Annotated in this window: 6 protein-coding genes; 5 read left to right on the top strand and 1 reads right to left on the bottom strand. The window is 68.4% G+C overall.

Annotation, left to right across the window (positions count from 1 at the left end; translation table 11 throughout):
* The 5 genes from U9977_RS07285 to clpB all read left to right on the top strand — a co-directional run.
* The coding region (locus U9977_RS07285; protein WP_322748418.1) for an Hsp70 family protein at positions 1-829 on the top strand (829 nt) is incomplete at its 5' end.
* Complete coding sequence (gene grpE / locus U9977_RS07280; RefSeq protein ID WP_322748417.1) at positions 826-1,602, top strand: nucleotide exchange factor GrpE; 777 nt, start codon at positions 826-828, stop codon at positions 1,600-1,602. The genes U9977_RS07285 and grpE, both read left to right, overlap by 4 nt.
* Positions 1,603-1,681: 79 nt before the next feature.
* A complete protein-coding gene (gene dnaJ, locus U9977_RS07275) occupies positions 1,682-2,866 on the top strand; it encodes a molecular chaperone DnaJ (protein WP_322748416.1) in 1,185 nt (394 codons plus the stop codon).
* A complete protein-coding gene (locus U9977_RS07270) occupies positions 2,863-3,351 on the top strand; it encodes a heat shock protein transcriptional repressor HspR (protein WP_322748415.1) in 489 nt (162 codons plus the stop codon). Before dnaJ ends, U9977_RS07270 begins: the two co-directional genes overlap by 4 nt.
* A gap of 159 nt (positions 3,352-3,510) precedes the next feature.
* On the top strand, positions 3,511-6,117 hold the full coding sequence (gene clpB, locus U9977_RS07265) for an ATP-dependent chaperone ClpB (protein ID WP_322748414.1): 2,607 nt from the start codon (positions 3,511-3,513) through the stop codon (positions 6,115-6,117).
* A gap of 28 nt (positions 6,118-6,145) precedes the next feature.
* Here clpB and U9977_RS07260 read toward each other — a convergent pair whose 3' ends face one another.
* Complete coding sequence (locus tag U9977_RS07260; protein WP_322748413.1) at positions 6,146-7,435, bottom strand: HNH endonuclease signature motif containing protein; 1,290 nt, start codon at positions 7,433-7,435, stop codon at positions 6,146-6,148.
* Positions 7,436-7,708 lie beyond the last annotated feature (273 nt).

Raw genomic sequence — 7,708 nt, 5'->3', positions numbered from 1 at the left:
GACAGACCCCGACGAGGTCGTCGCCGTGGGCGCATCCCTGCAGGCCGGTGTCCTCAAGGGTGAGGTCAAGGACGTCCTGCTGCTCGACGTCACCCCGCTCTCCCTGGGCATCGAGACCAAGGGCGGGATCATGACCAAGCTCATCGAGCGCAACACGACCATCCCCACCAAGCGGTCGGAAATCTTCACCACCGCCGAGGACAGCCAGCCCTCCGTCCAGATCCAGGTCTTCCAGGGCGAGCGCGAGATGGCGTCCTACAACAAGAAGCTCGGCATGTTCGAGCTCACCGGCCTGCCGCCGGCACCCCGCGGCATCCCGCAGATCGAGGTCACCTTCGACATCGACGCCAACGGGATCGTCCACGTCTCCGCGAAGGACCTGGGCACCGGCAAGGAACAGTCGATGACGATCACAGGCGGTTCGGCGCTACCCAAGGACGACATCGACAAGATGGTCCGTGACGCCGAGCAGTACGCCGAGGAGGACCGCAAGCGCCGCGAGGAGGCCGAGACCCGCAACCAGGGCGAAACGCTCGTGTACTCCACCGAGCGGTTCCTGGCCGAGAACGGCGACAAGATCGAAGCAGCGATCAAGGTCGATGTGGAGGAGAAGCTGTCGACGCTGCGCGCGGCGGTCGGCGGTACCGACATCGCGGCCATTCGCGAGGCCACCGGCGAGCTCGCCAAGGCCAGCTCCGCGATGGGTCAGTCGCTCTACGCCGATGCGCAGGGCGCGGGCGGAGCAGGCGGTCCGGCCGGCGCGGGCGGTCCGGGCACGGACGACGACGTCGTGGACGCCGAGATAGTGGACGAGGAGGACAAGAAGTGACCTCGGCGCGCGGGGATGACTGGACGCTCAGCATGTCCACGCCGGACGAACCCGTGATCGTCCGGGACAAGCGCCGCATTGATCCCGAGAGCGGGCAGGTACGAGGGGACGCCATCCGGGTGGAGACAAAGGCTACTGGCGACGCCGCCGCGGCGGCCGCGAGCCCTGCAGGCGCCGCGAGCGTGGGCGCCGCAACCGACGGTGGGGAGTTGCTGGAGTCCCTGCGTCAGCAGGTCGTCGAACGCACCGCCGACCTCCAGCGGCTCAAGGCCGAGTTCGACAACTACCGCCGCCGCGTCGAGCGGGACCGCCAGGTCATGGCCGAGCAGGCGACGGGAAAGCTGCTGGCGGTGCTGCTGCCCACCCTCGACGACATCGGCCGGGCACGTGACCATGGCGACCTGGAGGGTCCGTTCAAGGCGGTCGCCGAGTCGCTGGAGAGCGCGCTTGAGACCGCCGGCCTTGAGCGGTTCGGCTCCCAGGGCGACGAGTTCGACCCGTTGATCCACGACGCGCTCATGCACACCTACTCCTCACAGGTGACCCGGTCGACCTGCGTGGACGTCTTCCGCGCCGGCTATCGCCACGCCGGTCGGGTACTGCGCCCGGCCCAGGTATCGGTCGCGGAGCCGGCGCCGGATGCCGACGCGGGTGCGGGTGCGGGTGCGGCCGCCGAGACTGCCATCGAGGCTGACATGAACCAGAGCGTGCGAGACGCGACGGCGGGAAGCACGCCGAATGCGGGAGGCGGCGCGACGGAAGCCGTCGAGTAGTCGATGCCATCCGCCCTTTTGCCAGACAAGGTCCGCTTCGAGCGTCGATACACGACATGATGGTGAAAGGAGGGGCGCCGTGAGTGTTCGTGACATGGTCGAAAAGGATTACTACGCCGCTCTCGGCGTCCCCAAGGACGCCTCGGCTACCGATATCAAGAAGGCCTACCGCCGGCTTGCCCTCGAGCTGCATCCGGACAAGAACCCCGATGACCCGAAGGCAGAGGCGCGCTTCAAGGAGGTCTCCGAGGCCTACGACGTGCTGTCGGACGAGTCCCGGCGCCGGGAGTACGACGAGGCGCGGGCGCTGTTCGCCGCGGGTGGCACCGCGGGCCATCCCACGGGTGGTTACGGCTACCAACCGGGCGGGTACGGCGCAGGCGGTGCGTTCAACCTGGATGACCTGCTGGGCGGGGCGGGCGCGGGCCCCGGTCCCGGCGGCCTCGGGGGTCTGTTCGACAACCTCTTCCAACGGTCGCCAAGCGGCCGTGGCCCTCGCCGTGGCAGCGACATCGCGGCCGAGGTCACGATCCCGTTCGAGAAGACCCTGACCGGGCTTGAGGCCACCGTCCGCCTGCCGGGCGCCGCGACCTGCGTCACCTGCGTGGGAAGCGGCGCCCGGCCGGGCACGACGCCGCGAACATGCACGACCTGCCGGGGCCTGGGCGTGGTGTCCCGTTCGCAGGGTGGGTTTGCCCTGTCGGAGCCGTGCCGTGACTGCATCGGCAAGGGGACGATCATTGAATCACCGTGCCCGAGCTGCCTGGGCACGGGACGGCGGGAACGCGAACAGCGGATCCGTATCCCACCAGGGGTCGCGGACGGTCAACGGCTCCGGGTCCGGGGTCGCGGATCGCCGGGTGAACGCGGCGGGCAGTCCGGCGACCTCGAAGTCACCGTCCACGTGCTGGCCCACCCGGTTTTCGGCCGTGAGGGGCACAACCTGACGATCATCCTGCCAGTGACCTTCACCGAAGCCGCGCTGGGTGCATCGGTCAAGGTTCCGACGATCGACGGTGCCCCGCTGACGGTGAAGGTTCCGTCCGGAACGTCGAGCGGGCAGCGCCTGCGGGTTCGGGACCGCGGGGTGCCGCGGGGCGGCCACGGCCACGGCCACGGTGACCTCATCGTGACGATCGAAGTCACGGTGCCACGGCCCGCTGACCTCTCCCCCAAGGCCCGCACCGCGCTACAGGAGTTCGCGCACGCCCATCCCGAAGATCCACGCACGTCGCTGATGGCACAGATGGAGGGCCGGCCATGAAACCACGGCCGAGCCGAACGGCCGATCCGCCGCTCCCACCGAACGGTCTGCCTGCGGCACCCCGGCCCGGCCCCGGGCCGGCGCACGACGACGACACTCCCGTGTATGTGATCTCCATTGCCGCGCAGCTGGCCGGCATGCACCCGCAGACGCTGCGGGCCTACGACCGGCTGGGGCTGGTGACTCCGGGTCGCACATCCGGACGCGGCCGGCGGTACTCCGTCCGGGATGTGGCGCTGCTGCGGGAGGTACAACGGCTGTCCCAGGAGGAGGGGGTCAACCTTGCGGGGATCCGCCGGATCCTGGAGCTGGGCAGCCAGGTGATGATCCTACAGGCGCAGGTCCGCCAACTTACCGAGGAGCTGGCGCTGGCCCGCGCCGACGCCGAACGCCGGGTGGCCGAGGCGCACAAGAGCCACCGGCGGGATCTTGTTCCGGTCGACCGCGGTGCGATCGTGGTCTGGCGACCCGGCCCGCGTCGTTAGACCACCTGCGCCCAGCCACCTGCGCCCAGGCACGACAGCGCCGCGCCCGCTGCTGCTGGACCCGACTGCCTTGCGAGACCCAATCTTAAGCCGGAACGACTCAACTATTCTGAGCGTTAATGAAGATGGAATCAACTAAACGATCATTCTAGGACTCCCATGAACGTGGACCGGCTCACCGCTCGCTCCCAGGAAGCACTCTCCTCCGCAGTCAGCCGCGCTACCGGCGACGGCTCACCGCTCGTCGACCCGCTACATCTCCTCGTAGCCGTCCTGAGTCAGTCGGGCGGGGTCGCAGTCGACCTCCTTGACGTCACCGGGGCCCCGCTTGCCCAGGTACGCGCCCGTGCCGAGGCCGCGGTCAGCCGGCTGCCGCACGCCACCGGCGCCAGCGTCTCCCCACCTCAGCTGTCCCGGCAGCTCATCACCGTCCTGGACAACGCCGAGCGGCAGGCGAAGCGGCTCGGCGACGAGTACACCTCAGTGGAGCACCTGTTGGTCGCGCTCGCAGAGGAGGGCGGCGAGGCGGCGCGAGTGCTCACCGAGTTCGGTGCAACCGCTGAAACCCTGCGTGGTGCCTTCGAAACCGTCCGCGGCGGCGTCCACCGGGTGACCAGCCGCGATCCCGAGGACTCCTACCGGGCGTTGGAGAAGTTCTCCGTCGACCTCACCGAGCAGGCTCGAGCCGGCAAGCTCGATCCGGTCATCGGCCGCGACGCCGAGATTCGGCGGGTTGTGCAGGTCCTGTCGAGACGGACGAAGAACAACCCCGTCCTCATCGGCGAGCCCGGCGTCGGCAAGACCGCGATCGTCGAAGGGCTCGCACTGCGGGTCGTCGCCGGTGACGTTCCAGAGTCCCTGCGCGACCGCCGCATCGTGTCGCTCGACCTCGGGTCGATGGTGGCCGGGTCGAAACTGCGCGGTGAATTCGAGGAACGGCTACGGGCCGTTCTCAACGAGATCCGGTCCGCCGAAGGTCGGCTCATCACGTTCATCGACGAGCTGCACACGGTGGTCGGTGCCGGCGCCGCCGAAGGTGCCATGGACGCGGGCAACATGCTCAAGCCCATGCTCGCCCGCGGCGAGCTGCGAATGATCGGCGCAACAACCCTCAACGAGTACCGCACCCGCATCGAGAAGGACCCGGCCCTGGAGCGCCGATTCCAGCCGGTACTGGTCGGCGAGCCCTCGGCCGAGGACACCATCGGTATCCTGCGCGGGCTCAAAGAGCGGTACGAGGTGCACCACGGCGTGCGGATCACCGATGCGGCCCTCGTCGCCGCGGCCACCCTCTCCGACCGGTACGTCAGCGGACGGTTCCTGCCCGACAAGGCAATCGACCTGGTGGACGAGGCCGCATCCCGCCTCCGGATGGAGATCGACAGCCGACCCGTGGCCATCGACGAGCTGGAACGGGCCGTCCGGCGTCTGGAGATCGAGGAAATGGCGCTGTCCAAGGAGAGCGACGACGCGTCGAAGGAGCGGCTGGGCCGCCTCCAGCGCGAGCGGGTCGACAAGCGGGCGGAGCTGACAAGTCTCACCGCCAGGTGGCAGGCGGAGAAGAGTTCCATCGTCGAGGTGCAGAAGGTCAAGGAAGAGCTGGAGAACGCCAAGCGCGCCGTCGAGGTCGCCGAACGGGATCTTGACCTGGCCAAGGCCGGCGAGCTGCGTTACGGCATGATCCCGATGCTGGAGAAGCGGCTCGCGGCGGCAACCGACGCACTACCCGGCCCAGACGAGCCCGGCGGCGCGATGCTGAAGGAGGAGGTCGGCCCGGACGACGTCGCCGAGGTTGTCGCATCCTGGACCGGCATTCCCGCCGGCCGGCTCCTGGAGGGTGAGAGCGCCAAACTGCTCCGCATGGAGGACGAACTGCACGCCCGCGTGATCGGGCAGCATGCCGCGGTAGGTGCTGTCTCCGACGCCGTGCGCCGCGCTCGCGCCGGCATCTCCGACCCGGATCGGCCAACCGGCTCGTTCCTCTTCCTTGGTCCCACCGGCGTCGGAAAAACCGAGCTGGCGAGGGCACTCGCCGACTTCCTGTTCGACGACGAACGGGCCGTGGTGCGCATCGACATGAGCGAATATGCCGAGAAGCACTCGGTGGCCAGGCTTATCGGCGCGCCGCCCGGCTATATCGGGTTCGAGTCCGGCGGGCAGCTCACCGAGGCCATCCGCCGGCGTCCGTACAGCGTGATTCTGCTGGACGAGGTCGAGAAGGCGCATCCCGACGTCTTCGACATTCTGCTGCAGGTGCTCGACGACGGACGCCTCACCGACGGTCAGGGCAGAACGGTCGACTTCCGCAGCACGATCGTGGTAATGACATCCAACCTCGGGTCGCAGTTCATCGCGGACCCGACCCTGTCACCCCAGGTGCGACGCGACTCGGTGATGGTCATCGTCCGGGAGGCGTTCAAGCCCGAGTTCCTCAACCGACTTGACGACGTTCTGGTCTTCGATCAGCTGGCCAAAGAAGATCTCGCCCGCATCGTCGACCTCCAGCTCGACCGGCTGCGGGCTCGGCTCACCGACCGGCGCATCACGCTCACAGTCACGGACTCAGCGCGGGCCTGGCTCGCCGACGCCGGCTTTGATCCGGTCTTCGGGGCACGCCCGCTGCGCCGGCTGGTGCAGACCTCGATCGGCGACTCGCTCGCCCGGGAGCTGCTCGCCGGCATCGTGCGGGACGGCGACGAAGTCGTCGTGGAGGTCGACCCGGACCGACCCGGCCTCCGTGTTCAACCGGCCGTCCGCGCGGCGTGACCCAGCCGGGTTCACCACGATGGGTTCATCACGATGGCCCGACAGTGGCCGTTCGGATCCGCCAGTTGCCGGTGTCATCGCGCTGGAGGATCTCGCCATCCTCATGGAGCCTACGGTGATGTCGCCCGCACTGGAGGACGAGGTTGGCGAGGTCGGTGGGTCCCCCATCAATCCAGTGCACGAGATGATGGCTGTCGCAGAAAGAGGGTGGACGATCGCATCCCGGATAGACGCATCCACCGTCGCGGAGCTCCAGCGCACGGTACTGCGCTGGAGAAACAGTAGGAGTGACTCGGCCCAGCTCCAGAATCTCGCTGTCACCCCAGGTCAACAGCCGGGTCACCCGCGCGTCGCAGGCCAGTCTCCGGGCGGCGGCGTGACCGATGAGCCCGCCACCGGCGAAGCCCGCCCGGGCGGTGAACCCGGTGGGGAGCTCCCCACCGGGTTCCGTTGTGGGCTCGCGTCCCTGCGATCGCGCCGCAGCGGGTCCGACCCAGTCGACGCGCGGTTGCCCCGGCGGCGGTACCAGCGTCGCGACATCGACCACTGCGGTCAGCTGGGGACGATGTCCATGCACCTGGGAAAGATCTGCCTGGCCCAGGTAATGCCTGGCAATTTCGATCAGGGCATCCGCCCGCCGCTGCGCCTTTGACCGGTCATCGCCCGCTGTGGGTGCGCCTCCCATCGCCGCGTCCAACGCCGCGGTGACGGTCTCTCCACCCTCGGCGTCGAACTGTGCATCCAGGAACACCTTGCCCTCAACCGAGGATGAAACGATCAATCCACGGGCCCGATGTGCCCTGTCACGGTCTCTGTCCGCACCGTCGGGATCAGAGGCCTGGGCCCAGTAACGCACGACCCGCCCCAACGTCGCCGGGTCCGTCCCCCGAGCCGCAAATGTGAACATCCCATGGGATTTGATCGCCGCCTCCCGACGTTGTGGCGTCACCGCCGAGGTCACCGCACGAACATGGGCGAAGGACACATCACCCTCGCGGAACGCGGCCGTCAGTTCTGGTAACACCGCCAGCTCCCGACTCGCGCGCAGCACTGCCGACCCTGCGGACCGCGACACCCCGCAACGGGAGCGCAGCCACGCCTGCACGGACAGGAAACCGTCGACCTGCCACCATCGCGACGTGTCCAGACGCTCGATCGAGCGCATCCACAATGCCTCCAAGGCGTTGGTGAACCGACGCAACTCCATGACAAACTCCGCCACGTCCTGTGCTGACAATTCCGACGGATCGAACCCGGCCGCCATGCCCCGCAGCCCGGGTAGGTCAGCCAACCCACTGCCGGTCATACCGCCGGTCATACCGCCACCCCCGCCGAATGTCGAACTTATGTTCGAAGTGTAGCTGACGATTCGGCCACGATCAACCCGTCGACGACATGCCGAACCCGCGCTCGTGATCCGACCCAGCGCTGTGACGCCAGGTTGTGGACGCCAGGCTGTGGACGCCAGGCTGTGATGCGGGTAGCGGCGCTAGAGTGTGCCGGTGTGTATTCCCGGTCGGCCGACCCGTCGCATCCTGATGGCCGGGGCCGCCGTGACTCTCATGGGATGCTCGGCGACCGCAAGCAACGC

Origin of the sequence: Protofrankia sp. Cas8, from assembly GCF_963555845.1 — a bacterium.
GTDB lineage: Bacteria > Actinomycetota > Actinomycetes > Frankiales > Frankiaceae > Protofrankia.
Note: the sequence above shows the minus strand (reverse complement) of the source record. Positions and strands in the feature narration are given on the sequence as shown.